Here is a 25715-nt window from a genome sequence, read left to right as displayed (position 1 = left end):
AGCGTCGCTGATGGATCTGGCCAGCCTGCTGGTGCCCGCCGATGGGCAAGCGGCGGTGCCGCTGGTGCCGGTCACGGCGGCCGGGCAGGACGAATGGTTGAAAGCACAAGGTGAGCGCACCCGCACGGCGGTTGCCGCGCAGGGCTTCAATGCCGAGGCCGACAGCATCGCCATCATCCCCGGCGATGGCCCGGCCGACTGGTTTGCCGCGGTGGGCGTCGCCCCCGGCCCGCTCGGACCCTGGGCGCTGGCGGCGGCGGCGGCCAAACTGCCGGCCGGCCGCTATCTGCTGCAGGGTGAACTTGGCCAGGCCGGGCTGGGCTGGTGCCTCGCCCAGCATCGCTTCACCCGCTATCGCCGCGCCAAGCCCGAGGGCCCGCGCGTGCTGGCCACCACCAGCCTCAGCGCCATGTCCGGCGCGGTGGCCGAAGCCCAGGCGGTGGCGCTGGTGCGCGATCTCGTCGACACGCCGGCCAGCGATCTCGGCCCGGCCGAGCTGGCGCAGGCGGTGATCGATGTGGTTCGCCCCTTTGGCGCCGATGTGCGCGTGGTCGCTGGTGAGGCGCTGCTGGCGCAGAATTTCCCGGCCATCCACGCCGTCGGTCGCGCGGCGGCGGCGCAGCCGCGCCTGATCGAGGCGGAATGGGGCGATGCCGCCCACCCGCGCCTTGCCATCATCGGCAAGGGCATCACCTTTGATTCGGGCGGCCTCAACATCAAGCCGGGCAGCGGCATGGCCCTGATGAAGAAGGATATGGGCGGCGCGGCCCATGCGCTGGCGCTGGCCCGGCTGGTGATGGCGGCCAATCTGCCGGTGCGGCTGCACCTGATCATCCCGGCAGCCGAAAACGCCATTTCCGGCAACGCGCTGCGCCCCGGCGACGTGATCGCCACGCGCGCCGGCAAAACGGTGGAAATCACCAACACCGATGCCGAAGGCCGGCTGGTTCTGTGCGATGCCATCACGCTCGCCGCCGAGCACAACCCGGTGCTGATGATCGATTTCGCCACCCTCACCGGGGCGGCGCGGGTGGCGCTGGGCCCGCAATTGCCGGCGCTGTTTGCCAATGACGATGCGCTGGCCAGCGAAGTGCTGGCCGCCGGCATGGCCGTGGGCGATCCGGCCTGGCGGCTACCGCTGTGGGCACCTTATCACGACATGCTGAAATCCAGCGTTGCCGATATGGTCAACAGTGCCGAAGGGGCGTTTGCCGGGGCAATCACGGCGGCGCTCTATCTGGAAAAATTCGTGGCGCAGGGCACGCCCTGGCTCCATTTCGACACCTTCGCCTGGAACGCCGCGCCGCGCCCCGGCCGCCCCAAGGGCGGCGAGGCGCTGGGCCTGCGCGCCACCTGGGCCATGCTGCGGAGCCGTTTCGGATGAGCTGGGTTTTGAAGGGCCCCGCGCAACGCTTTGAACCGCGCGAATGGTTCGCCGGGCCAGAGGTGGTGGAACTGGCGCTGGCCGGCGATGTCGGCGCCGTGCGCTATGTTGATCCGAGGCCGCTCACCTGCACCGCGCCGCGCTTGACCGTGCGCTCTGCCCCCGATGCGGCAGCCGAAGCGGTGAGCGAGCTGCTGTTTGGCGAACGGTTCGAGATTGCCGAGGTGAAGGCCGGTTTCGCGCTCGGCCGGTCTTGCCACGATCGCTACATCGGCTGGGTGGATTTCGCTGCGCTGGCGCTGCCGGCGGCTGAACCCAGCCATCGCATCACCGCCCGCCGCGCGCCCGTCTTTTCCGCCGCCAGCATCAAGGCGGCGGTGCAACAGGAACTGCCATTCGGCGCCCGCGTGGCGGGAGAGTTGGACGGCAATTTCCTCGCCCTCGCCGGCGGCGGTTTCGTCCATCGCCGCCATGTCGAAGCCATGCCGGTTGACCGCTTCGCCGCCGCCGCGCTCTTCGCCGGCGCGCCCTATCTCTGGGGCGGGCGCAGCCCGGATGGTGTCGATTGCTCCGGCCTGGTGCAGCAGGCCTTGAGCGTTGAAGGCATCGCCCTGCGCCGCGACACCGATCTGCAGCGCGAACAGGGCGAAGCGGTCAAGTTCGCCGCGCGCGAGGCGGGCGATCTGATCTTCTGGCCCGGCCATGTCGGCCTGCTGTTGGATGGCGACCGGCTGTGCCACGCCAATGCCCACTGGATGGCGGTGGTGGCCGAACCGCTGGCCGACGTGATGGAACGGGCCGGCGCCGATGAACCCGTGGTGCGGCGCTATCGCTGAACAGATCCTCCCCCTTTGGGGGAGGTGGCACGCGGCAGGCGTGACGGAGGGGGCCGACGTGCACCATTTGCTTCGTCGCGCCCCCTCCGCCGCCCTTCGGTCGGCACCTCCCCAAGAGGGGGAGGATCAATCAACCTGCTGTGCCAGGGCGGCTCACTGCTTCGGCTTCACGAACTTCAGCGTCATGCGGTCGCTCTCGCCAATGGCGGCATATTTCGCCCGGTCGGTGTCCCCTTCCGCATAGTTGGGCGGCAGGGTCCAGACGCCCTTGGGGTAATCCTTGCTGTCCTTGGCATTGGCATTCACTTCGGACGCGCCGACAAACTTGAAGCCGGCCTTTTCCGCCAGCATCTTCACGTAAGACACCTTCATGTAACCGCTCGTCTTCATCGCGGCATCCGGCCGGTCTTCCGGCAGGCGGTGTTCAACGATGCCCAGCGTGCCGCCCGGCTTCAGCGCCTTGAAGAAGGCATCGAAGGCGGCCTGGTCAAAGCCGCCCATGTGCCAGTTGTGGACATTGCGGAAGCTCACCACGACATCGGTACTGCCCGGGGCGGCAATGTCATAGGCATCCTTGCCGAATGGCGTCACCTTGATGTCGCCAAACACGGCTTTGTCGGCAAACTTGGTCTTGAACGTCTCCACGCTCTTGGCGGCGCCCATGGAGGCAAGCGGGTTGTTGTGGGCGGCGATATATTGGCCCTTGCCCTTCAGCGCCGGGGCGATGACTTCGGTGTACCAGCCGCCTGACGGCCAGATTTCCACCACCGTGTCCGTGGGCTTGATGCCAAAGAATTTCAGCGTTTCGGCCGGGTGGCGATACTGGTCGCGGGCCTTGTTGGCGTCGCTGCGCCAAGGGCCGGCGAGGGCGGCATCGAACGGGCCGGCGGCGATGGCGGGAGCGGCAATGGTGGCCACGGCCAGCGCCGAAACAACAGCAAGGGTGCGGATCATCGGGTCAATCTCCGTTGGGGGTGTTGCAGATGGCTATTGCGCAAAGCGGCCCAGTGCAAGGCAGGACATTGCCTCAGGCTGAACCGGCTGCCAAGGGCCGGCCATGGATGCAGACACCACCCTGATCGGCCTTGTGATCGGCCTGGTGCTGGCGGCGCTTGGCGCGGCCGGCGATTGGGCGCGGCGGCGCGCGCCGCTGGCCTGGCACGCGCATCTGCCGTGGAACGGGATCGCCTTTGCCGGCATGACCACGGCGCTGTTTGCCGCGGTGCATCTGTTCAATCTGGTTCGGCCGCAATGAAGGGCGCCGCGATATCGGCCCGAACGCGCACCAGCCGCCCGGTTGCGGCCTCCAGCAGCGCCCAGGTGGTCACCGCGCGGGCACGCACATCGCCATTGCTGCCACAGATTTCGACAAACCGGTCAAAGCGGGCACCTTTGGGGGTGCCAACCCAGGTGGTGACGGTCAGCGTCTCGCCCAGCAGGGTCTGCTTCACATAATCAATCTCGTGCCGGGTCACGACCCACATATAGGCCGCGATATGCGCGGGCGGTGCCACGGCCCGCCAATGCGCGGTGGCGACATCCTGCACCCACTTCAAGTAACTGATATTGTTGACATGCCCCAGCTCATCAATGTCGGCCGGCTGCACGCTGACCGGCATCGAAAAGCTGCGGCGATCAGCCGGCGCCGGCATCAGTTGACGATGCCGAACTGGTTCAGGATGAAGGCATATTCCTCTGCCAGCTCCTCCAGCGCCGCAAAGCGCCCGGATTTGCCGCCATGGCCAGCCCCCATGTTGGTCTTGAAGATCAGGGGGTTGCTGTCGGTCTTGGTGGCCCTGAGCTTGGCAACCCACTTCGCCGGCTCCCAATAGGTGACGCGCGGATCATTGAGCCCGGCCGTCACCATCAATGGCGGATAGGCCTGGGGGCGCACCTGATCATAGGGCGAATAGGAACGGATATATTCGAAATCCGCCCTGGAGGTGATGGGGTTGCCCCATTCCGGCCATTCGCCCGGCGTCAGTGGCAGGCTTTCATCGAGCATGGTGTTCAAAACGTCCACGAACGGCACGTGCGCGACCACGGCGCGGAACAATTCGGGCGCCTGGTTGACCACCGCGCCCATCAATTCGCCACCGGCCGACCCGCCACTGGCCGAAATCTGCCCCGGTGCCGCCCAGCCCGCCTGCACCAGCCCGCGGGCAGCATCGACGAAATCGTTGAACGTGTTGGTCCGCTTCTTGAGCTTGCCATCCAGATACCATTGATAGCCCAGATCATCTCCGCCACGGATCTGGGCAATGGCAAAAGCGACGCCGCGATCCAGCAAACTCAATCGGTTGGCCGAAAAACTCGGCATGGTCGGGATGCCATAGGCGCCATAAGCATATAGATGCAGCCGGCCGCTGCCATCAGGCTTGAAACCCTTCCTGTACACAATGGCCACCGGCACCTTCACGCCATCCCGCGCGGTGATCCACAACCGCCGGCTTTCATACTGGCCGGCATCATAGCCCGACGGCACCTGCTGCACCTTGCGGGTGATCAGCTGGCCGGTTTTCACCTCATAATCATAGACCGTGGCCGGGGTGACCATGGAGGCATAGTTCAGCCGCAGCAGCGGGGCATCGGGTTCCAGATTGCTGCCGATGCTGGCGGTGTAGGCGGCTTCGCTGAAAGGGATTTCGGTTTCGCGGCCATCATCGCGGCGCAGCACGATCCGATCCAGACCGTCTCTGCGGCCCTGTACGGCGAGATAGGAGGAAAAGGCCGCAATTCCAGTGATATAATCGCGATCCGACCCGGCGATCAGGGTGGTCCATTCGCCTGGCTTGGCCAGGCTGGCGGTGGCAACCCGGAAGTTCACGTGGGTATCGTTGCTGCGGATGAACAGGCTTTGCCCGCGCACGTCGACATCATAGGTGACGCCGGCCTGCCGCCGCTTGACGAGAATCGGTTCGGCCGCCGGATCGGCCGTGGGCAGCAGCCGCACCTCGCTGGTGGCATGATCGGATGTGGTGATGATGAACCAGCGGCCATCCTGGCTGCGGCCGACCGACACGCCAAAGCCCTTGTCCTCAGTCTCCTCATAGACCACCCGGTCCTCGCCCGTCTGGCCCAGCAGGTGAATCCGCGCCTTGATACGCCGCCAATTCTCGTTGACCTCGGTCCACATCAGCGCGCGCGAATCGGCGCTCCAGGCCACCGCGCCCACACTCACCTTGGTGACGGTCTCGATGTCCTTGCCGGTGGCGATGTCGCGGATGCGGATGGTGAAGCGCTCACTGCCATCGCTGTCGGTCGCATAGGCGATAAGCTTGCCATCGGGGCTGACCGCCTGGGCGCCGAGCCGGAAATAATTCAGCCCCTTGGCCAGTTCGGGTTCCGACAGCACCAGTTGCTCCGGCCCGCCCCCCTTCGGCCGCCGCATCCAGGTGCGATACTGGTCGCCCGGCTTGAACTGCCACCAATATTCAAACGCGCCGTCGGCCACCGGCACCGAGGCGTCATCCTGCTTCACGCGGCCCTTCAGCTCCTCGTAAATCCGCTCCTTCAGGGCGGCGGCGGGCGCCATCTGCGCTTCGAAATAGGCGTTCTCGGCCTTCAGATAGGCCAGCACGTCGGGATCATCGACGGTGGGATAGCTCTGGTCCTTCAGCCAGTGATACGGGTCTTCGACGGTGATGCCGTGGTGGGTGAAGCTGTGCGGACGGGTGGCGGCAATCGGGGGCTGCATCTGGGCAAGTGCTCCGGAGGCGGTTGCAAGCGTGATGAGGGCAATCAGCGCCTTCATGGTGAAATCCTGCGCTTGAGGCGGGGCGGGCCCGCGCCTATCTGGGGGAGGCATCAATAAGGGATCAGCGTTTCATGTCCACCACCTCTGCCCGGCTCGGCGCGTTGCGCACGCAGTTGGCTGCCGAAGGCCTTGATGGCTTTGTCGTCCCGCTCACCGATGAGCATATGAGCGAATATGTCGGCGATTATGCCCAGCGGCTGGCCTGGCTGACCGGCTTTGGCGGTTCAGCGGGCAGTGCGGTGGTGCTGGCCGAGCAGGCCGCCATGTTCACCGATGGCCGCTACACGGTGCAGGTGCGGCAACAGGTGCCGGCCGATCTGTTCAGCTATCAGGATGTGCCCAAGACCAGCGCCGCGCAGTGGCTGGCGGAACAGGCGCAGGCTGGCCAGCGCTTTGGCCATGATCCCTGGCTGCACACCCGCGCCTGGGCGGCTGGCACGACGGCCTTGCTGAAGGCCAAGGGCGCCGAACTGGTGGCGGTGGCCAACAATCCCATCGATGCGGTGTGGGCCGATCGCCCGGCGCCCTCGCTGGCGCCGATCGAGGTGCATGGCGATGAATTTGCCGGCCGGTCCCACACCGAGAAGCGCGCGCAGGTGGCGGCCTGGCTGGGGACAAGTGGCTGCGATGCCGTGGTGATCGCTGCGCTGGATTCGGTGGCCTGGCTGCTCAATGTGCGCGGCCGCGATGTGCCGCGCACGCCGGTGGCGCTGGCCTTTGCGATTGTGCATGCCGATGCCAGCGTTGATCTGTTCACCGCGCCGGCCAAGATCACCCCAGCGCTCACTGCCCATCTTGGGCCTGAGGTGCGCTGCCACCCCCGGGATGGGTTCGAGGCTGCGCTCAAGGGCTTTGCCGGCCGGCGCGTGTCGGCTGATCCGCAAAGCTGCGCCGCGGCGATCTTTGATGCGCTGGATGCCGGCGGCGCCACCATCGTGGAAGCGCGTGACCCGTGCGTGCTGCCACGCGCGATCAAGAACAAGGTGGAGATGGCCGGCACGGTGGCAGCGCATGTGCGTGATGGTGCCGCCCTCACCCGCTTCCTGGCCTGGTTTGACCGGGAGGCGCCCAAGGGTGGGCTTGATGAACTGTCGGCGGCCGAGCGGCTGCGCCAGTTCCGCAATGAAACCAACAGCCTGGAGGATCTGTCGTTCGACACGATTTCGGCTGCCGGGCCGAATGCGGCGCTGCCGCATTACCGGGTCAGCGCTGAAACCAATCTGCCGATCACCATGGACAGCATTTATCTGGTCGATTCGGGCGGCCAGTATCGCGATGGCACCACCGATGTGACACGCACCATGGTGGTGGGCACGCCAACGGACGAAATGAAGGACCGTTTCACGCGTGTGCTCAAGGGCCATATCGCTCTGGCCCGCGCCATCTTCCCGGCGGGCACCAAGGGCGTGCAGCTCGATGCGCTGGCGCGCCAGCATCTGTGGGCGGCCGGGCTGGATTACAACCACGGCACCGGGCATGGCGTTGGCAGCTATCTTTCGGTCCACGAAGGGCCGCAGCGCATCGCGGCAGCCTGGTCGGCCCAGCCTGGTGGCGATGAACCGCTGCAGCCGGGCATGATCCTGTCGAACGAGCCGGGTTATTACAAGACCGGTGCGTACGGGATCCGCATCGAGAATCTGGTGCTGGTCGAACCGCGGCAGGCGGAAGGGGCAGAGCGCGAGCTGCTGGGTTTCCGCGAGCTTACGCTGGCGCCCATCGACAAGCGTCTCGTGGACGTGGCGCTGCTGACCCCTGACGAACGCGCCTGGTGGAATGACTATCACGCCCGCGTCGCGGCCGAGATTGGTCCGTTGATCACCGATGCCGCCGATCAGGCCTGGTTGGCCGAAGCCTGCGCACCGCTTTGAGGTGCGTCACCCTTCACCTTCGCAGCCGCGCCCGGGCGTGGTATCGCAAGCTGGCATATTGATAGGAGACGCATGATGTTGAAGCACCTGACCCTTGCCGCCGCCGCGTTGGGCGCCCTGGTGGCCGCCGCGCCGGCCGCCGACAATCTCTATCAATTCAACCTGAAGACCATCGATGGCAAGCCGATGCCGATGGCGCAGTACAAGGGCAAGGTGGTGCTGCTGGTCAACACCGCGTCGATGTGCGGCTTCACCCCGCAGTATGAAGGCCTGCAGGCCCTGCACGACAGCTACAAGGCCAAGGGCTTCACCGTCGTTGGTGTGCCGTCGGGCGATTTTGGAGACCAGGAATTCGCCAGCAACGGCGAAGTGAAGCAGTTCTGCGAGAGCAAGTTCGGCATCAAGTTCCCGATGGCCGAAAAGGCGGTTGTGAAGGGCCCCAAGGCCATTCCGGTCTACAAGTGGGCGGCCGCCACGCTGGGCGAAGCCAACACCCCGCAGTGGAATTTCCACAAATATCTCATCGGCAAGGATGGCAAGCTGATCGCCGCCTTCGGCACAAAGACCACGCCGACCTCGCCGGAAGTGATGGCAGCGGTGCAGAAGGCGCTGGCCGCGAAGGGCTAATCAGGCTTCTGGGCGTGATCAGGGTGCTGGCTGCGCGCCGGGTCCCCGGTATCGCCCAGGCCCTTGCGCTTCCTGAGGTTCGCGCGCAGAGCCGCGGCCAACCGCTCCGCCCGCGCATCCTTGGCTGATTTGTCGGTCATGGCCCTGCCATAGCGCATCACGGCCGGCGCGTCAGCGCTTGACAGGCCATCGGGCCTTGGCCATAGGGCCGCTTCCCGCATGCGTGCGGGTTGATACGGGGCGTGCTGCCGTAGCTCAGTGGTAGAGCGCATCCTTGGTAAGGCTGAGGTCGGGAGTTCAATCCTCCCCGGCAGCACCACCGCCCCGCAGAAACAGCGAAACCCCCGGCTCACCCCCGGGGGTTTCGCTTTTTTCACTTTGATGGATCGGTTGTGCCGGTAATATTACGGCATGAATGGAATTGATTCGGAAATTTTGCGGCTGCTTCAGCAAGACAACCGCATCACCGCGGCCGAACTTGGCGCAGCGGTCGGCCTGTCCACGTCGGCGGCCAATGATCGGCTGCGGCGGCTGAATGCCAGTGGCGTGATTGCTGCCAACCGTGCAATCCTCGCCCCGGCGGCGTTGGGCCGCAACCTGTTGGCGTTTCTGTTCGTCGATCTGGAACCGCGCAGTGATGAGGCCGGATTCGCTGCCGCCATGGCTGCAGCGCCCGATGTGCTGGAAGCCCATCACATCACCGGGCCGCACAATTGGCTGATCAAGCTGCGTGTCGCCGACACCGCCGCCCTGCAACGCTTTCTGGCCGAGACGCTGAAGCCGCTGCCCGGCGTCATTCGCACCGAAACCCTGATCGCACTGGAAAGCGCGAAGGACAGCACCATCCTGCCCACCGGAGCCGCCTGATGTTCACCGATGCCGATATCGCCCGCATTGGCGAAGGGCTGATCAACTGCACCCTGCCCAAGCCGGAATGGACCCACGCGGCCCATGTCGCGGCGGCGGCCTATATCCTTTTTGCCCGCACCGATCTGGACGCGGAGGCGGACATGCCGGGGATTATCCGCCGCTACAATCTGACCACCGGTGGGGTGAACAGCGACACGGCCGGCTATCACCACAGCATCACCCTCGCTTCGCTGGCGGCCGTGCGCGCCGGCCTGGCGCTGGCGCCAGATGGGCCGATCGGCCGCCGTGTCAACGACCTGCTCGCCGGCCTTTTGGGCGACAAATATTGGCCGGAGCGTTTCTGGACGCGCGAACTGCTGTTTTCGGTGGCGGCCCGGCGCGGCTGGGTTGCGCCCGACAAGGCAGCGCTGCCCTTTACCGTGCGGGCCGGCATGGCCTAAACCCTGCCCGCAAAGGGGAGAGGGACATGAAGACGCTCATCGCATCGCTGCTGCTGGCCGGCGCCAGCGTGGCTGTCGCCCAGGATTATCAGCGCCCGGCCGTGCCCCCGCTGCGCGACCGGGTGGCCGCACACGACCGGCTGGTGAAGGCCCGGCTGGACCAGGTGGTGCCCCGCATCATGCGCGAGGTGGGTGTCGACATGTGGGTGCTGGTGGCATCCGAATATAACGAGGATCCGGTGGTGAAGGCGATGCTGCCGGCCACCTGGGCATCGGCACGGCGGCGCATGGTGCTGATCTTCTTTGATCGTGGGCCGGAACAGGGTGTGGAGCGGTTGGCCATCGCCCGCTATCCGGTGGGCGATCTGTTCCCGTCGCTATGGAACCCGGAACAGCAACCCGAACAATGGGCCCGGGTTGCCCAGGTGATCGCCGAGCGCAATCCCAAGCACATTGCCGTCAACATCAGCCGGGATTTCGCCCTCGCCGATGGGCTGGCCACGGGTGAATATCGACAGTTGGTGACGGCACTCGGGCCGATGGCGAGCCGGCTGGAAAGCCATGACCGGCTGGCGCTGGGGGTGCTGGAAACCCGCACGCCTGAGGATATGGACGTGTACCAGGGCATCATGCGGGTGGCGCACAGCCTGATCCCCGAAGGCCTGTCGGAAAAGGTGATCACGCCTGGGGTGACCACCACGCAGGATGTCGTATGGTGGTATCGCGAGCGGCTGGCCGATCTGCGCCAGGATGCCTGGTGCCAGCCATCAGTGACGGTGCAGCGCGCCACCGGTCCCGGCATCGTGCCGGGACGCCAGACCCTGCCCGACAATGTGGTGATCATGCCGGGCGATTTGCTCCATGTTGATTTCTGCGCCGGCATGCTGGGCCTGAAGACCGACACGCAGCAGCTGGCCTATGTGCTGAAGCCGGGTGAGACCGACGCGCCGGCCGGCCTGAAGGCCGGGATGGCGGCAGCCAACAAGGTGCAGGATGCGCTGGTCGCCAGCTTCAAGACCGGGCTGACCGGCAACGAGGTGCTGATGGCCGCCCGCAGACAAGCAATTGCCGCCGGCACGACCCCGATCATTTATACCCATTCGATCGGCCTGCATGGCCATGGCGCCGGTCCGTGGATCGGCAGCTGGGAGAATCAGAACCCGATTGCCGGCCGCGGCGAGTATCGCATCTATCCCGACACGGCCTGGTCGATCGAGCTTGCGGCGCTGGCCAAGGTGCCGGAATGGGGCGGCGCCGAAGTCCGCTTTCCGCTGGAGGTGGACGGCTATTGGAACGGCAGCAGTTTCCGCTGGATCGATGGCCGGCAAACCCAGCTGATGCTCATTCCACGCGGGCCGAAATGATTGGCTCGCCCGGCTTCAGCCCCAGCCATTGCTGGCGGATCATGCTGACTGGGATGAGGCCGAAACTGCCCAGCCGGTCGTAAAAACCCTTCACGGTGAAGCGGTCACCGGGCAGGCCGGCGCGCTCCTGCTCGGCCAGCTCGGCGAACAATTGTTCGATCTGCGCCTTGCCGGTGATGTAGCTGGCGCCGTAGCCGGGCTGGCGCAGATAGAGCGACTGCTCAAAGCCGAGCAGCGGCAGATCCGGGCTCATCCAGCCATTGGGCGTGCGGGCGACCTGCATGGCCATGGCCGTCTTCAGATCAATCCGGTTGGCCTGGGCATAGAGCGCTGCCAGCCCGCGTGCGGCGCGCTGGGCCTGCATGATCCAAACGACTTCGCGTTCGCGCGGGTTTAGGTCGAACAGGCCGGCATCCAGCATCATCGCTTCCATGGCAGTCGCATTGCCCTCCGCCCGGCTCACCCAAATATTGTAAAGCAAGGGGCCGCGGCGGATCGGCGACGGGTGCGGGCGGTCGTGCATCTCGGCCAGATCCCACCAGTGATAGAAATGGGCGAACAGGCTGTTGGGGGCACGGCCCTGGGCGATGGCGAAGAAATTCTGCTGTTCGGGCGGCACCCATTTGCCCATCCGTGTTGCCAGTTCGGGGTGCATGTAGTGCTGGATGGTCGCCACTCCCGTCTTGGCCATGAAGGCGATGAAATGGTTGATGGCGGCCAGGCTCTTGGCGTCCCATTCGGCCTGGTTGGCCGGGCTGTTCAGCGGCGGCAGCGCCTTGTGGTGATTCTCCTCAAGCCGCAGGCCGGCGTGGGCGCGGGCCAGTTCGCGACTCAGGATCGCCACCTCGTCCGCCCAGGTGTATGGCGACAGCTGCACATGCTTCAGATACCAGTTGTACGCCTCGATCCCCACGCCCGACGGCCCGGTTTTCTTCGGCGCCTCGGCCTTCACCCAGGCGATGAAATCGAGGGTAGCGGCCAGGGCGGTGGCGGCGGCCTGTTCGGCGGCCTTGTGGCCCCTCACCTTGGCCTGCAGGTCGCGCAGCGCGTCCGCCTGCTCGCCCAGCGGCACCAGGCTGGCATTCCACAAATCGGCGGCATTGCCGGTGAGATTGCCGCGCGCCTGGGCCAGCAGCGGCAGGATATGCGCGAGCTCGCCGGCCAGCTTCGCTGCATCGGCGTTGGTCAGGGGAAAATGATATTGCCACAGCTCCACCGGCGCGATGTGCACCGGGCCTTCATGGGCGGGCGTGTCGCTCTGGGCTGTCCATATCGAAACATACCAGGCCGGATCGCGGGCCCAGGGCCGGGCCACCTCCAGATCGAATTTCAGGCCGTTCATTTCGGCCTGCACCAGCTGCCAATCGACCTGGTCCGCTGCCGACCAGCCGTTGGTGTCGATGGCGGCCAGCTGCGCCTCGAAGTGCTTCAGGCCTTCGGCGCGGGCCGCGTTGGCCGGCGCCGAATAGTCCGGCACGCCGCTGGCGGGCCGGGCATCGTGCCATCGCCGCCATTGCGCGAACAGCGCGTGCAGATCGGCCGGTGCCGAGGCCAGCACGGGCCCGGCCATCATCACGGCCGCAAGCATTGCCAGCCCAAAACGCATCATGGTCATTGCCCCCCCAGCCCCGTTTCCCCTGCCAGCCAGTGCGCGGCTTCGGCGGGGCTGCGCTTGTCGCGCTGCCGGTCCGCCTGCCAGTTGGCCGTTCGCATCGCCGCCACCGGGATGCGCCCTTCGTATCGGGCCAAGCGGCGGGCCAGCGCCTCCCGCCCTGGCGCCACCAGCAGCAGCGCATCATAGGCGGGGAGTGCGCTGCGATCATCGGCGAGCAGCACGACGTCGGCGGTGCTGAGCGCGCCATCGCTGCTGTAGGCGGTGATCACATCGGCACTGCCGTCGCCCAGCGCCGCCATCATCAGCACCGGGGTATAGGCGCGGATGGCGGCAAAGCGCAGGCCATAGGCCTTTTGCAGCCCCGCCCATTCGGCGCGGGACTGGAATTCCAGATCGGTGGCCAGCCGCAATTGCGGGGCCGCCCGCGCCAGATCCGAAATCGTCTTCACCCCCAGCCGCTGCGCCACGGTTCGTTTCATCGCCAGGGCATAGGCGTTTTCAAATCCCAGCCGCGCGGCGATGGTCACGCCGTGGTGGGCCTTGAGGTCACGCTGCAGGATCGCCAGCATCCGGTCGCGCGGCACCACATCGTTGCGGCCCAGCGCCTGCGTCCACAGCGTGCCGCTGTAATCGATGGCGATATCAATGCCGCCGGCCTTCACGCTTTGAAAGGCGATGCCCGACCCGAGGCCGGATCGCACCGCCACCGGCTGGCCGCTGCGGCGCAGATCGGCAGCGATCAGTTCGGCCAATATATATTGTTCGGAAAAGGTCTTGGTGCCGATCACCACCGGTGCCGTCTGGCTTGCCGGCCGGCTGTGCCACCACCAGCCGCTGACGGCTGCCGCCAGCAGTGCCAGCACGGCGAGGCCCATGAGCGCGGGCCCGCGCCGCCGCCGGGCGATGCCGCTTTCCACAAGCCCCAGCCCGGCATCGACGATCATCGCCAGCCCGGCCGCCGCGGCGCAGCCCAGCAGCACCTGCCGCCAATCCTGCAGTTGCAGCCCGGCAAAGATCAGATCACCCAGGCTTTCCTGGCCCACCATGGTGGCAAGCGTGGCAGCCCCGATCGTCCACACCGCCGCGGTGCGCAGGCCCCCGAACACCACGGGCGCGGCCAGTGACAGCTCCACGTGGAACAGGCGTTGCCACGGTGTCATCCCGATGGCACGGGCCGCCTCACGCACGCTGTCGGGGATGGCGGCCAGCCCGCCGGCACCGCCGCGCAGCAGGGGCAGCAGGGCATAAAGTGCCAGCGCCAGCAATGACGGCAACAGGCCAAGTGACGGCACCGGCAGGCCGGTGAGGTTGCGCACCAGCACCAGCAGCGGGAAGAACAGCGCCAGCAGCGCCAGCGCCGGCACGGTTTGCACCACGCTGGCGACGCCCATCACACTGCGCCGCAGCCACGGCCGGCCGGGCATCAGCAGCACCAGGGGCGCCGCCACCAGCACCGCCAGCAGCAGGGCCGCCGCGCTGATCGCCAGATGCGCGGCGAGCGCGCCGGGCAGGCCTTGCGCCGCTGTCATGGCGTCAGGCCCGCCAGCGCCCGCGCCTGGGCCAGCGGTGCGGCCAGCAGCGCCTGCACCGCCGGATGCGGATTGGCCGCGATGGCGGCCGGCGGGCCGCTGGCCACGATGCGCCCCTGATCCAGCACCAGCATCAGATCGGCGCGCAGCAGGGCATCGGCCAGATCATGGGTGACGATCAGGGTGGTCAGGCCCTGGGCCCGGTGCAGGGCGTGCAGCCGATCGGCCAACGCGTCACGGGTTTCGGGATCGAGTGCGCCAAAGGGTTCATCCAGCAGCAGCAGCCGGGGCGATGCCGCCAGCGCCCGGGCGAGGCCAACGCGGCTGGCCTGGCCGCCCGACAATTCGCCGGGAAAGCGGCTGGCCAGATGGGCCGGCAGCTCCAGCATGGCCATCAGTTCCAGCGCCCTGGCCTGCCGGCGCTGGCGATCCCAGCCCAGCAGCCAGGGCACGGCGCCGATATTGTCGGCCACGGTCCAGTGCGGGAACAGGCCGCCACCCTGCACGGCGTGGCCGATGCCGCGCCGCACCGCCACCACGTCCTGGCCAGCGATGTCGCGCCCATCGATCAGGACCTGCCCGGCATCCGGTTCCAGCAGGCGGTTGATCAGCCGCAGCAGGCTGGTCTTGCCGGCGCCCGATGCCCCGACCAGCGCCACCAGCGCGCCGGCCGGCACCGACACGTCGATGCCATCCAGCACGCGCTGGCCGCCCAGCGCCAGCCGCACACCGCGGCAGGCAAGAAATTCCGCCCCATCCACATGGCCCTTGTGGCACAGGCCGGGCCGATTGCCAGCCCGCAATTCCCCACTGGCGCTGGGCCGTGCCAGAGGGTAACCCAATGGCCATGCCGAACCGTTTGATGCCGCTGCTTGCCCTGGGGCTGGGCGCTCTTGCCGCGCTGGGCTTTGCGCCGCTTGATCTGTGGCCTGCCACATTGGTGGCCATGGCCGGCCTGATCTGGATCGTGATGACCTGTGCGGGCTGGGGCACAGCTGCGCTGGCCGGCCTCGCCTTTGGCACCGCCATGTCGTTCGTGTCGCTGAACTGGATTGCGCAAAGCTTTGTCTACCAGGCCAAGATGCCAGCAGTGTTGGGCTGGGTGACGGTGGCGGGCCTGTCGCTGTTCCTGGCGCTGTATGTGGCGATCCCGGCCGGACTGTCGGCGCTGGCCAGCCGACCGGCGTCGCGGATGCTGTTCTTCATCGCCCTGTGGCTGCCGGCCGAATGGCTGCGCGGCGTGCTGCTCACCGGTTTTGCCTGGAACCCGCTGGGCATCGTGTGGCTGGCGGCGCCGGGCGTGCAGCAGCTGGCGGCCGAAATCGGCGGCATCGGCCTGTCGGCCATCGCGCTGATCGCCTCGGCATCCCTGGTGTGGATCGTCATCGGCCCAGCCAATATCCACCGCCTGTTTGGCGGGATCATGGTGGCGCTGGTGGCCGTTGCCGGCTGGGTGGGTGACAGCCGGGTGGAACAGAGCGGCTTTCTGGGGCCGCCCGTGCTCGTCATCCAGCCCGGCATCAGCCAGGATGAACGTTACGACGCGGCAGCCGCCGAACGGCATCTGGCCACCTATCTGGACTTGACCCGCGAGGCGCTGAAAAGCGCGGATGAAACGCAGCGCGCCGATCTGCCGGATGTGACCATCAAGGAAGCCAATATCGAGCGGGCGCCGGAGATCGATTCCCCGCTGCGGCCCAGCACCAGCAAGGTGACGGGCCAGATCGAAAGCAAGCTGGCGGCCGGCCTGGGCGATCCCAATGCTATCCAGGCGCAGCAGCCAAACCCGATCACCGGGCGCCGGCCGGGGGAAACCACACCGGCGCTGGTGCTGTGGCCGGAAGGCGCCATCGATGAACTTATCGAGCGGGACCCTGCGCTGCGCGCCCGGCTGGCATCAGTGCTGCGGCAGGGCGATCTGTTGGTGACAGGCGGCGCCGGTTACAACCCGAAGACGCCTGATACGCCATACTCCAACAGCCTGTTTACCATTGATAACACAGGCAAAATCCTGGCCCGTTATGACAAGGCGCACCTGGTGCCGCTGGGCGAATATGTGCCGGCGCGCGGCCTGCTGGAGCCGCTGGGCGTGGCGCGGCTGGTGCCGGGCGGCGGCGATTTTGGCGCTGGCCCCGGCGCGCGCACCATCGTGCTGCCCGGCCGCTTCCTCGGTATGTCGCCGGTGATCTGTTATGAAATCGCCTTCCCCAGCGCGGTGGTGGACGAAGCCAACCGCCCGGCCTGGATTGCCAACGTCTCCAACGATGCCTGGTTCGGTGCCTGGGGCCCGCCGCAGCATCTGGCCCAGGCCCGCCTGCGCGCCATCGAGGAAGGGCTGCCGGTGGTGCGTGCCACCACCAATGGCATTTCGGCGGTGATCGATGGCTATGGCCGTCTGCTGGCCCGCACGCTGGGCCGTGGCCAGGAAACGCTGATCACCACCCTGCCGCCGCCCTTGCCGCAGCCGGCCTTCCCGCGCGCTGGCGCACTGCTGACCATGTTGTTCGCCTTGTTCCTGGGAGCCCTGGCGGCCTTCCTGCAGCGGTTCCGCCATATCGGCATTCAGGCGTAGATATAAAGCTTTCCTTATACGCCCCTTGCGCAGGCTCCTGGTCGTCGGTATGGCGAACGCATTCGCTTGTTGAGAGACGACCATGCGTTCCCATTATCTGTTCACCTCCGAAAGCGTGTCGGAAGGCCATCCCGACAAGGTTGCCGACCAGATTTCCGATGCCATCGTCGATCTGTTCCTGGCCAAGGACCCGGAAGCCCGGGTGGCCTGCGAGACCCTGACCACCACCAACCGGGTCGTGCTGGCTGGCGAGGTGCGCGGCCGCGGCATGATCGATCTGAACGGCAACTGGGAACCGGGCGCGCAGGAGGAAATTCAGCGCACCGTGCGCGAGACGGTGAAGCGCATCGGTTATGAGCAGGCCGGTTTCCACTGGCAGAACCTCACGTTCGAAAATTATCTCCACCCGCAGTCATCCGACATTGCGCAGGGCGTGGACGCCAGCGGCAACAAGGATGAAGGCGCCGGCGATCAGGGCATCATGTTTGGCTATGCCACCGATGAAACGCCCGATTTCATGCCGGCCACGCTCTATTATTCCCATCGCATCCTGGCCCGCATGGCGGCGGACCGGCACAGCGGCGTGGCTCCGTTTCTGGAACCCGATGCCAAGAGCCAGGTGACCCTGGCCTATGAGAACGAGGCGCCGGTGGCGGCCACCGCCATCGTGGTTTCGACCCAGCACAAGCCGGATTATTGCCTTCCCTGGGAGAAGGATGGGCAGAAGGGCGGCGATGCGGCCAAATATGCTCAGCTGCGCGCCTATGTGCTCGGCGTGCTGAACGATGTGCTGCCGGCCGGCTTTGTCACGGCTGACACGGTCATCCACCTCAATCCCACCGGCAAGTTCGAGATTGGCGGCCCCGATGGCGATGCCGGCGTGACCGGGCGCAAGATCATCGTTGATACCTATGGCGGCGCGGCCCCGCACGGCGGCGGCGCCTTCAGCGGCAAGGACCCGACCAAGGTTGACCGTTCGGCCGCCTATGTCTGCCGCTATCTGGCCAAGAATATCGTTGCGGCCGGCCTCGCCCGGCGCTGCACCATCCAGCTTTCCTATGCGATTGGCGTGGCGGCGCCGCTGTCGATCCATGTCGATCTGCACGGCACCGGCACGGTGGTGGAAAGCGCGGTGGAAGCCGTGCTCGCCGATCCGGCGCGGCTGGGCTTTGCCCTCACCCCGCGCGGCATCCGCACCCATCTGGGCCTGAACCGGCCGATCTATCAGCGTTCGGCGGCCTATGGCCATTTCGGCCGCACGCCGGATGCGGATGGCGGCTTCAGCTGGGAACGCACCGATCTGGTCGCTGCGCTGAAGGCGGCGCTGGCCTGAGGCTGCAGATTCTCAAGGAACGGCGCCATTTTGCCGATTTGCCGGCCTGTAGGACAGGGTGGCAATCAAGCCCTTGAAAATGAAATCATAATTTCGGCTGCGGCCGGTGATGGGCCGGGATTTGTGGGATTCGCTGCCGGAATGGCGTGGCAAAAGCGGCCAAAAGCGTGGCCGCGATTGTCCGCCCGGTGACCGCGTTCGGGCGCCGGGTGACCGCAGCCCGGCCGCCAGTCCCCGCACCCCTGAAGCTGGTGACCGCGTCCGTTTCACCAAACGCAGCGCGGGGTGCGTGCCTCGACAAGCTCGGCATGAGCGGGCTTGGGCAAACGGCCCGGGCCGAGGCCGCGCCCCTGAAGCGGGTGACCGATGTCAGGCCACGCCGTCGAGATACTCGATCTCCGGCCGGCCGGCGAGGCAGGCGCCGATGCCGGGGCCGGCGGCCTTGAAATGATCCGACCCGCCATGGGCCTTCAGCGCATCGGCGTCGGCATAAAGCTCCAGCACCTTGTAGGTGTTGGCCTCGGTCTTCGATTTGGTCAGTTGGTAGCAGATGTTGCCCGGCTCATTGGCGCGTACGGCGGCCGTGAGGGTGCGGAACACCGCTTCGAATTCCTCTGCCTTGCCGTCCTGAATGCGGATGGTTGCGACAACGCCGATCATGTTCATCTCCCGTGATTGCCGGGGCAGGCTGGCCCAGCCGCGCCGCGCCGCCTAGCTGACGAAAAGATGGACGTGGGCCGGCTTTGGCCATAGCATCGCGCCAGTTTTCGGGGGGGAACGGACATGGCGACACGGGCGGCGGCCGGGCACGACTGGCTGGCATCACAGGCACGGGTGACGGGCGTGATGGCCCTGATTTTTGCCGCGGCCTTCAGCTTTCACCTGGCCATGGGCCGCTCCACCTTTGCCATGCCGATCACCTGGCACATCCATGGCATCATCTTCTTCGGCTGGGTGGCGTTGAGCCTGTTGCAGGCTGGCCTTGCCGCGAGCGGCCGGCTGGACTGGCACCGGAAACTGGGCTGGCTGGGGCTGGTGTGGATCATCGCCATGGTCGGCGCCGGGCTTGCCATCACGGTGGCGGTGGCGCAGGCCGGGCGCACGCCGTTCTTCTTCCGGCCGCAATGGTTCATGATGCAGAACCCGCTGGGCCTGCTGGTGTTTGCCGGCCTGGCATTGAGTGCCATTGCCCTGCGCCGCGACACCGGCTGGCACCGCCGCCTGCACATCTGCGCGCTGGCCAGCATCATGGGACCGGCCTTTGGCCGGCTGATGCCGTCGCCCTTCCTGATCCCGTGGGCGATGGAGATCACCACCATCCCTGGCCTGTTGTTCCCGCTCTATCTCGCCATCCGCGAGGTGCGCGCCGGCGAAGGCTGGCACAAGGCCTGGACCATCGGGCTCACTCTGCCGCTGGTGGGCCTGGCGGCCGGCTGGCTGATCGCGGCGGCGCCGGTGGGGGCGGGCATCTATGCCGCCGTGGTGGCCGGCACGCCGGGCGCGGCGGTGCCGGGCGACCAGTTCGGGGCGCCGCCGCCGGGGCTGTAGGGTGGGTTGGGGGCTTGTCGGGTTGGGCCCGGCCCCCTCCGTCAGCCTGCGGCTGCCACCTCCCCCAGAGGGGGAGGATTTGTGGGTTTTGCCCCCTTTGGCGGGGCTTGCCGGCCCCCTCCGTCGCCTTCGGCGCCACCTCCCCCAGAGGGGGAGGACCTTAGATCCTCCCCCTCTGGGGGAGGTGCCGAGCGCAGCGAGGCGGAGGGGGCGCGGCTTTGCTGCTTGCGCCGGCCCGTCAACAGGAAGCAGGCTGTCCGAGTGCCCAATGTCCCCCGCCCCACCCGCGACCGCGCCCGATCCTTGCGCCGCGCGATGAGCCTGCCGGAGGTGCTGTTGTGGCAGCATCTGCGCCGTTCGCCCGCCGGCTTGCGCTTTCGCCGGCAGCATCCGCTGGGGCCCTATATCCTGGATTTCCATTGCAGCAGCCGGGCGCTCGCTGTGGAGGTGGATGGCGGGTTCCACAATTTTGCCGGGCAGGCCGAGCGTGACCGGGCCCGTGATGCCTGGTTGGCCGGGCAGAGGGTGACGGTGATACGGGTGGCGGCCGTTGATGTGCTGGCCGACGTGGAGCCGGTGATCGCTGCGGTGCTGGCGATGGCGGGTGGGTTGCCGGTGCGGGGGTGAGTCGGGGGGCTCGTTGGCCGGGCCCCCTCCGTCGCCTTCGGCGCCACCTCCCCCAAGGGGGGAGGATTTGGAGGTCCTCCCCCTCTGGGGGAGGTGCCGACCGTAGGGAGGCGGAGGGGGCGCGTCCGTCGCGGTTGGGCACAGATTTGTTGCGTCGTCGGGGCTGTCGGGCGGGTGGGTTGGGGGCTTGCCGGGCCCCTTCCGTCAGCCTGCGGCTGCCACCTCCCCCAGAGGGGGAGGATCGTTTCGGTCAGATTCCCCGCTTGGGCGCCGCGAACACCCGGCGGATTTCGGGTTCGAAGCTTTCGAGGGGGTCGATGTCGAAGGCCGGATCAAAGGCCGGGGCGTCCCAGCGGTCGACGATCTTTTCGGCCATTTCGAACCAGGGCTGGCCGCGGAATTTCTCGCGGGCGTTGGGGTCCTTGCCCAGATGCTCGTAATAATAGCGGCCCTGAAAATCCTGGTGGTGGACGATGGCGTGATAAATCTCGTCCGACACATAGGGTTTCAGCATTTCGCCGGCGATGGCGCCGTGGTTGGGGATGCTGAACAGCTTGCCGAGATCGTGGCAGAGCGCGGCGACCACTTCCTCGTCGCTGGCGCCGTCGCGGCGGGCCAGCGTGGCGGTCATCAGGCTGTGGACCAGCTGGTTGGCGCCAAAGCCGACCTCGATCGCCTCCAGCCGCTTCAGCGAATCGATGATCTGGGTCGCTGCGGTGGATTGCTGGTGCTTCATATGCTCGGCGGCAATGTGCATCCAGTCGGCCTTGGTGCCTTCCAGCATGGTGGTGAACATTGGCTTCCCTCCCCGTCATCACTAGGGCCGGTCCGTGCCCCCGCCCGGCCAGTCCGGGCATCATGGGGGCGGTCGGGCGGGGGCGCGGGCCGGCACGGCCCCCAACAACGAACGACTCAGGCGGCTTTCGCGGCCCAGACGCTGCGATAATGCTTGCGCAGCGTCACCTTGTCGATCTTGGCAGAGCCGAGCTTGGGCAGCTGATCGCTACTGATCCAGACCTTGGCGGGGATCTTGTAGGCGGCGAGATTGGCCTTCAGGAAATCGGTGAGGGCCGAAGGCTCCACCACTTCGCCGGGCTTGGCATAGACGACCGCCCCGACGATCTCGCCCAGCCGCTCATCGGGCAGGCCGAACACGCTGCATTCGGCCACCGCCGGGTGGGCATAGATGGCGGATTCCACCTCCTGGCAGCTGATATTCTCGCCGCCCCGGATGATGATGTCCTTCTTGCGATCGACGATGAACAAATAGCCTTCTTCGTCGAGATAGCCGAGGTCGCCGCTGCGGAACCAGCCATCGCCCACGAAGGCCGCCGCCGTTGCCTCGGGCTTGTTCCAGTATCCCCGGCAGTTGCAGACCGAGCGCAGGCAGACCTCGCCAACTTCGCCGGGGGGCAGCGCCGCACCGACCGGGCCGTCGCCTGATGCAATGCGGATTTCCATCAGGGGCGGGCTGGCGCGGCCGGTGGAGGCCGGCTTGTTGCGGTAATTCTCGCGGATGTTGCCGGCGCCGACACCGTTGGTTTCGGTGAGGCCATAGCCTTGCACCGGGTGCTTGCCCTGGAATTCATTGGCCAGCCGGTCGACATGCTCGGGCGGGCGCGGCGCGCCGCCCGAGGCGATGTCGACGAGGGTGGACAGATCATATTTGTGCCGGTCCGGATGCTGCATCAATTCCAGGCTCATCGTCGGCACGCCGACGAAATAGGTGCAGCGCTCCTTCTCGATCAGGCGCAGCGCCTCACCCGCATCCCATTTGTGCATGATGATCATCTTGCGGCCGATGGCGATGGAAACGAGCAGCACCGGCACCAGCCCGGTGATGTGGAACAGCGGCACGTTCAGGAGCATCACCTGCTGTTCGGCCGGGGCGACGCCGGCCTTGGCCGACAGATCGAGCAGGGCGAGGCCCATGACCAGATAGTTCATGGAGCCCGAAACCTGGGCGCGGTGGGTGGACACCGCGCCCTTGGGCGCGCCGGTGGAGCCCGAGGTGTACATGATGGTGCAATCATCTTCCGGCAGCAGTTCCGGCAGATACCACATGGTCTCGGGGCTTTGCGCCAATTCGTCCTCGGCCCGTGCAAAGCCGAGCCCGGCGGCGACATCGGCCGATGTGCGCACGGTGAGCACATTGGCGGTGCAGGAAAGGGTCGAAAGGCGGCGGGCACGTTCCTCGTCGGCGATGACCAGGCGCGCGCCGGAATCGCGGATGCCGTAGTCCATCTCTTCGGCCGTCCACCAGGCGTTCATCGGGATGCAGACGGCGCCCATGTGGACGATGGCGCAATAGGCGATGATCCATTCGGGATAGTTGCGCATGGCAACGCCGACCCGGTCACCCTTGGCGATGCCGTGGCGGTGCTGCAGCATGGCGGCGAAGTGCAGGCTCTTCTGATAAACCTCGCCAAAGGTCATCCGCTCGTCGCCGAAGACCAGGAATTCCTTCTGGGCCTGGGTGGCGAAGAAGAAGGCGAGATATTCGCGCATGGTGGGCGGCGCGGCGGAAAAGACCGGCATGGTGACGCCGTGGACATTGGCTTCGCCAACGCCGAGCGGCCCACCGGGGGCGGTGATGCCGGCAATCACATCATCAAGCGCAGCGTCGAGCGCGGATTTCGTCACGATTTGTCCTCCCAGGGGCGAATTCGGCCGCTGCCCGCAGCTCTGTTACACGCCATTCATGCCACGCTGGTGGATGCTTGCAAGCGCAAGGATTTGTGGGGGGTGATCCTCCCCCACTGGGGGAGGTGGCACGCCAAGCGTGACGGAGGGGGCCAGCAAGGACCGCGCCTGCCCGCCCCCTCCGCCCTGCGGGCACCTCCCCCAGAGGGGGAGGATCTGACGTGGTTCAATAACCCAGCGTCCGCGCGATGCGGTCGCTGTGGAAGGCGGCGTCGCCGAAGGTTTCCTGGGCGGCGCGGGCGCGCTTCATGAAGAAGCCAATGTCATATTCATCGGTCATGCCGATGCCGCCGTGCATCTGCACGCCTTCGTTGGTGGCGAGGATGGCGACCTCGCCGGCCTTGGCCTTGGCGAGGCTGACATACATGGGGGCGCGGTCGCTGCCTTCGTCCAATGCCTGCAGCGCCTTCAGCGTGGCGGAGCGGGCGAGTTCGACTTCGCAGAACAGGTGGGCGGCGCGGTGCTGCAGGGCCTGGAAGCTGCCGATCTTCTGGCCGAACTGTTCGCGCTGCTTGAGATAATCCACCGTCATGGTGAAGGCGGTGCCCGAAAGCCCAAGCATTTCGGCGGCAAGGCAGGCGCGGCCGGCGTCCAGCACCTTTTCCAGGATGGCATGGCCTTCACCAACATTGCCGAGCACATCGGCGCCATCGACCTGCACATCATTGAGGGTGACGCGGGCGGTGCCACGGCTGTCCACCATCGAGCGGCGATCGACCTTCACCCCATCGGCCTTGGGGTTGACCAGGAACAGGGTGATGCCGGCGCTGTCATTGGTGTCGCCGCTGGTGCGGGCGGCGACGATCAGCGTGTCGGCCGCGGCACCATCAAGGACGAAGCCCTTGGTGCCGTTCAATTTGAAGCCATTGCCGGACGGGGTGGCGGTCGTGGCGACGTGCGCCGGCTTGTGGCGGGCGGCTTCATCGGCGGCGAGCGCCAACAGGTGCGCGCCCTGGGCGATCAGCGGCAGATATTTGGCCTGTTGTTCGGGCGTGCCGTGTTTGAGCGCGGTCGCCCCCAGCACGGCGGTGGAGAGCATGGGCGCGGCGGAGAGATTCTTGCCCATCGCCTCCATGATGATGCCGGCGGCGACATGGCCCATGTCGGCCCCGCCATGGGCTTCGGGCACCAGCACGCCGGTGAAGCCCATTTCGGCCATTTTGGCCCAGACATCGCGGTTGAAGCCAACCGGATCGGCGGCGTCACGCAGGGCGCGGTGTTGGGCGACGGGGGCTTCGCTGTTGAAAAAGCCGTCCGCCGAATCGCGGATCATCAGTTGGTCGTCGGTGAGGATGAGCGGCATTTCGTCTGTCTCCTCCCCTCCCGCTTGCGGGAGGGGTCGGGGGTGGGAATGGCGGGAAGGGAGACGTTACGCCCCCGGCAAATCCAGCACGCGCTTGGCGATGATGTTCAGCTGCACTTCCGACGTGCCGCCTTCGATCGAGTTGGCGCGGCTGCGCAGCCAGGAGCGGGCGAGGTCGCCGTCGCCTTTCTCTTCGCCTTCCCAGGTCAGGCCATCGCTGCCGCGGATCGACATCAACAGCTGCATGCGCTCCTTGTTCAGCTCCGTGCCGTAATATTTCAGCATGGAGGACAGGGCGCCCGTCCCTTGCCCGGACTTGGTTTCGGCCATCACGCGTTCCATGGTCAGCGAGAACGCCAATGCGTTGATTTCGTGGCGGGCGATGTCGGTGCGCAGCGCGGTGTCGGCGAGGATGGCGGCATCGAGGCCGATCAGCCGCTTGGCGATGTTGGACACCGAGTCGCGCTGGCCGCCGCCGGTCGAATCGCTGCCGCCAATCATGTCACGCTCGTGGGTGAGGAGATATTTGGCGATCTCCCAGCCCTTGCCGGCGGTGCCCATGAGGTTTTCCTTGGGCACCTTCACATTGTCGAAGAAGGTCTGGCAGAAGGGCGAGGAGCCAGAAATCAGCTTGATCGGGCTGGTCGACACGCCAGGCGAGGCCATGTCGAACAACAGGAAGCTGATGCCGAGATGCTTGGGCGCGGCCGGATCGGTGCGGACGAGGCAGAAGATCCAGTCCGCCTTGTCGGCGTAGCTGGTCCAGACCTTGGAGCCGTTGACGAGATAATGGTCGCCCATATCCTCGGCCGAGGTGCGCAAGCTGGCAAGGTCGGAGCCGGCGCCGGGTTCGGAGTAGCCCTGGCACCAGCGGATCTCGCCGCGGGCGATGCGGGGCAAATGCTCCTTCTTCTGGGCTTCGTTGCCATATTTCAGCAGCGCCGGGCCCAGCATCCAGATGCCGAAGCTGCTCAATGGCGAGCGGGCCTTGATCCGCTTCATCTCTTCGGCCAGCACCCTGGCTTCGGCCCGGCTCAGCCCGCCGCCGCCATATTCGGCCGGCCATTCCGGCACCGTCCAGCCCTTGGCGCCCATGCGCTCCAGCCACAGGCGCTGGCCCTCGCTCTTGAACTGGCAGTTGCGGCCGCCCCAGCACACATCATCGTCACCGCGGATCGGCTCGCGCATGTCGGCCGGGCAATTGGCCTCCAGCCAGGCCCGGGTTTCGGCCCGGAAAGCGTCAAGGTCAGACATCAGCCACTCCCACTGGAAAAATCTTCACCCCGCTTTATGGTGCGGCCCGCCCGTCCAGCAAAGCTGGCAGATGATGTAGAGGCAC

General features: G+C 66.6%; 24 protein-coding genes and 1 tRNA gene. 13 read left to right on the top strand and 12 right to left on the bottom strand.

Annotated features, from left to right (window positions below; genetic code table 11):
• The first annotated feature begins 7 nt into the window (after positions 1 to 7).
• Positions 8 to 1384 (top strand): leucyl aminopeptidase family protein, encoded by a 1377-nt coding sequence (locus AC6BOR_RS08655; protein ID WP_498060632.1) that lies wholly within the window; start codon positions 8 to 10, stop codon positions 1382 to 1384.
• Positions 1381 to 2220, top strand: a complete 840-nt coding sequence (locus AC6BOR_RS08650) for a C40 family peptidase (RefSeq protein ID WP_498058071.1) — start codon at positions 1381 to 1383, stop codon at positions 2218 to 2220. The genes AC6BOR_RS08655 and AC6BOR_RS08650 overlap by 4 nt, the downstream gene beginning before the upstream one ends.
• A 153-nt stretch (positions 2221 to 2373) precedes the next feature.
• On the opposite strand, the gene AC6BOR_RS08645 is transcribed toward AC6BOR_RS08650, so the two are convergent.
• Complete coding sequence (locus AC6BOR_RS08645; protein ID WP_498058070.1) at positions 2374 to 3174, bottom strand: class I SAM-dependent methyltransferase; 801 nt, start codon at positions 3172 to 3174, stop codon at positions 2374 to 2376.
• A gap of 103 nt (positions 3175 to 3277) precedes the next feature.
• Here AC6BOR_RS08645 and AC6BOR_RS08640 point away from each other — a divergent pair, with 103 nt between their 5' ends.
• The gene (locus tag AC6BOR_RS08640; RefSeq protein ID WP_498058069.1) at positions 3278 to 3475 is read left to right on the top strand and encodes a hypothetical protein; all 198 of its coding nucleotides are present in this window, start codon (positions 3278 to 3280) and stop codon (positions 3473 to 3475) included.
• Here AC6BOR_RS08640 and AC6BOR_RS08635 read toward each other — a convergent pair.
• Entirely contained in the window at positions 3453 to 3872 is a 420-nt protein-coding gene (locus tag AC6BOR_RS08635) for an acyl-CoA thioesterase (protein WP_498058068.1), read from the bottom strand. The genes AC6BOR_RS08640 and AC6BOR_RS08635 overlap by 23 nt on opposite strands.
• On the bottom strand, positions 3872 to 5917 hold the full coding sequence (locus tag AC6BOR_RS08630; RefSeq protein WP_498060631.1) for a S9 family peptidase: 2046 nt from the start codon (positions 5915 to 5917) through the stop codon (positions 3872 to 3874). The genes AC6BOR_RS08635 and AC6BOR_RS08630 overlap by 1 nt, the downstream gene beginning before the upstream one ends.
• A gap of 131 nt (positions 5918 to 6048) precedes the next feature.
• On the opposite strand from AC6BOR_RS08630, the gene AC6BOR_RS08625 reads away from it, so the two are divergent.
• On the top strand, positions 6049 to 7845 hold the full coding sequence (locus AC6BOR_RS08625; protein WP_498058067.1) for an aminopeptidase P family protein: 1797 nt from the start codon (positions 6049 to 6051) through the stop codon (positions 7843 to 7845).
• Positions 7846 to 7917: 72 nt separating this feature from the next.
• Positions 7918 to 8472, top strand: coding sequence for a glutathione peroxidase (locus tag AC6BOR_RS08620; RefSeq protein WP_498058066.1), 555 nt, complete (start codon positions 7918 to 7920; stop codon positions 8470 to 8472).
• On the opposite strand, the gene AC6BOR_RS08615 is transcribed toward AC6BOR_RS08620, so the two are convergent.
• Positions 8469 to 8612, bottom strand: a complete 144-nt coding sequence (locus AC6BOR_RS08615; protein WP_498058065.1) for a hypothetical protein — start codon at positions 8610 to 8612, stop codon at positions 8469 to 8471. The two genes, AC6BOR_RS08620 and AC6BOR_RS08615, sit on opposite strands and share 4 nt — an antisense overlap.
• A gap of 104 nt (positions 8613 to 8716) precedes the next feature.
• Between AC6BOR_RS08615 and AC6BOR_RS08610 the strand changes: the two genes are divergently transcribed.
• The 4 genes from AC6BOR_RS08610 to AC6BOR_RS08595 all read left to right on the top strand — a co-directional run bounded on the left by AC6BOR_RS08610 (position 8717) and on the right by AC6BOR_RS08595 (position 11146).
• Positions 8717 to 8791, top strand: a tRNA-Thr gene (locus tag AC6BOR_RS08610).
• A gap of 92 nt (positions 8792 to 8883) precedes the next feature.
• Positions 8884 to 9339, top strand: coding sequence for an Lrp/AsnC family transcriptional regulator (locus AC6BOR_RS08605; protein ID WP_086115461.1), 456 nt, complete (start codon positions 8884 to 8886; stop codon positions 9337 to 9339).
• The gene (locus tag AC6BOR_RS08600; RefSeq protein ID WP_498058064.1) at positions 9339 to 9782 is read left to right on the top strand and encodes a hypothetical protein; all 444 of its coding nucleotides are present in this window, start codon (positions 9339 to 9341) and stop codon (positions 9780 to 9782) included. Before AC6BOR_RS08605 ends, AC6BOR_RS08600 begins: the two co-directional genes overlap by 1 nt.
• A gap of 26 nt (positions 9783 to 9808) precedes the next feature.
• Positions 9809 to 11146: a M24 family metallopeptidase gene (locus tag AC6BOR_RS08595; protein ID WP_498058063.1), complete on the top strand. Its 1338-nt coding sequence runs from the start codon at positions 9809 to 9811 to the stop codon at positions 11144 to 11146.
• Here the strand turns inward: AC6BOR_RS08595 and AC6BOR_RS08590 are convergent.
• Genes AC6BOR_RS08590 through AC6BOR_RS08580 form a run of 3 tightly spaced genes read right to left on the bottom strand, consistent with a single transcriptional unit; the run spans position 11124 to position 15093 of the window.
• Positions 11124 to 12755, bottom strand: coding sequence for a DUF885 family protein (locus AC6BOR_RS08590; protein WP_498058062.1), 1632 nt, complete (start codon positions 12753 to 12755; stop codon positions 11124 to 11126). The genes AC6BOR_RS08595 and AC6BOR_RS08590 overlap by 23 nt on opposite strands.
• A gap of 2 nt (positions 12756 to 12757) precedes the next feature.
• Complete coding sequence (locus tag AC6BOR_RS08585; RefSeq protein ID WP_498058061.1) at positions 12758 to 14290, bottom strand: ABC transporter permease/substrate-binding protein; 1533 nt, start codon at positions 14288 to 14290, stop codon at positions 12758 to 12760.
• Positions 14287 to 15093, bottom strand: coding sequence for an ATP-binding cassette domain-containing protein (locus AC6BOR_RS08580; protein WP_498058060.1), 807 nt, complete (start codon positions 15091 to 15093; stop codon positions 14287 to 14289). The genes AC6BOR_RS08585 and AC6BOR_RS08580 overlap by 4 nt, the downstream gene beginning before the upstream one ends.
• A gap of 59 nt (positions 15094 to 15152) precedes the next feature.
• On the opposite strand from AC6BOR_RS08580, the gene lnt reads away from it, so the two are divergent.
• Positions 15153 to 16862, top strand: a complete 1710-nt coding sequence (gene lnt / locus AC6BOR_RS08575; protein WP_498058059.1) for an apolipoprotein N-acyltransferase — start codon at positions 15153 to 15155, stop codon at positions 16860 to 16862.
• Between the two features lie 82 nt (positions 16863 to 16944).
• Positions 16945 to 18195, top strand: coding sequence for a methionine adenosyltransferase (metK, locus tag AC6BOR_RS08570; protein WP_498058058.1), 1251 nt, complete (start codon positions 16945 to 16947; stop codon positions 18193 to 18195).
• A 369-nt stretch (positions 18196 to 18564) separates the two neighbouring features.
• On the opposite strand, the gene AC6BOR_RS08565 is transcribed toward metK, so the two are convergent.
• Entirely contained in the window at positions 18565 to 18855 is a 291-nt protein-coding gene (locus tag AC6BOR_RS08565) for a putative quinol monooxygenase (protein ID WP_086116143.1), read from the bottom strand.
• Between the two features lie 123 nt (positions 18856 to 18978).
• On the opposite strand from AC6BOR_RS08565, the gene AC6BOR_RS08560 reads away from it, so the two are divergent.
• Both AC6BOR_RS08560 and AC6BOR_RS08555 read left to right on the top strand, forming a co-directional pair.
• Positions 18979 to 19743 carry a hypothetical protein gene (locus AC6BOR_RS08560; protein WP_498058057.1) on the top strand — a complete coding sequence of 255 codons (765 nt, stop codon included), beginning with the start codon at positions 18979 to 18981 and terminating at the stop codon, positions 19741 to 19743.
• A 261-nt stretch (positions 19744 to 20004) separates the two neighbouring features.
• Positions 20005 to 20370 carry an endonuclease domain-containing protein gene (locus AC6BOR_RS08555; protein WP_498058056.1) on the top strand — a complete coding sequence of 122 codons (366 nt, stop codon included), beginning with the start codon at positions 20005 to 20007 and terminating at the stop codon, positions 20368 to 20370.
• A 250-nt stretch (positions 20371 to 20620) separates the two neighbouring features.
• On the opposite strand, the gene AC6BOR_RS08550 is transcribed toward AC6BOR_RS08555, so the two are convergent.
• From AC6BOR_RS08550 to AC6BOR_RS08535, 4 genes are all read right to left on the bottom strand, one after another.
• Complete coding sequence (locus tag AC6BOR_RS08550) at positions 20621 to 21166, bottom strand: HD domain-containing protein (protein WP_094473441.1); 546 nt, start codon at positions 21164 to 21166, stop codon at positions 20621 to 20623.
• A gap of 116 nt (positions 21167 to 21282) precedes the next feature.
• Positions 21283 to 23013, bottom strand: a complete 1731-nt coding sequence (locus AC6BOR_RS08545) for a class I adenylate-forming enzyme family protein (RefSeq protein ID WP_498058055.1) — start codon at positions 23011 to 23013, stop codon at positions 21283 to 21285.
• A gap of 226 nt (positions 23014 to 23239) precedes the next feature.
• The gene (locus tag AC6BOR_RS08540) at positions 23240 to 24376 is read right to left on the bottom strand and encodes an acyl-CoA dehydrogenase family protein (protein WP_498058054.1); all 1137 of its coding nucleotides are present in this window, start codon (positions 24374 to 24376) and stop codon (positions 23240 to 23242) included.
• Positions 24377 to 24442: 66 nt separating this feature from the next.
• Positions 24443 to 25630, bottom strand: a complete 1188-nt coding sequence (locus AC6BOR_RS08535) for an acyl-CoA dehydrogenase family protein (RefSeq protein ID WP_086115474.1) — start codon at positions 25628 to 25630, stop codon at positions 24443 to 24445.
• Positions 25631 to 25715 lie beyond the last annotated feature (85 nt).

Source organism: Sandarakinorhabdus sp. FBCC-B8862 (assembly GCF_059745315.1).
The sequence above is the reverse complement of the archived record's forward strand: the minus strand, read 5'-3'. Positions and strand labels throughout refer to the sequence as shown.